The following is a 237-nucleotide window of genomic DNA, read 5'->3' on the forward strand; positions in this document are numbered from 1 at the left end:
GAACTCGCCATGCGGTGTGGTAACGCGAGTCACTCTTGCGGCCGTATGGTTGTGACGATGGAGAACTTCACAGCGAAAAGTGTTCATAAGAATTACATAAGGATAAATAAACAATCATAACGAAGTCCGTCAAGCTTTACTAGTACCGTTTTCCATTTAATTTTGACAGGTAGCAGTGCGCATGTTGTTCAAATTTAAATGGAAACGGTACTAGGTACGAATCACACGAGATAAGGT

This window comes from Paenalicyclobacillus cellulosilyticus (assembly GCF_014647315.1).
Classification (GTDB): domain Bacteria; phylum Bacillota; class Bacilli; order Alicyclobacillales; family Alicyclobacillaceae; genus Alicyclobacillus_J; species Alicyclobacillus_J cellulosilyticus.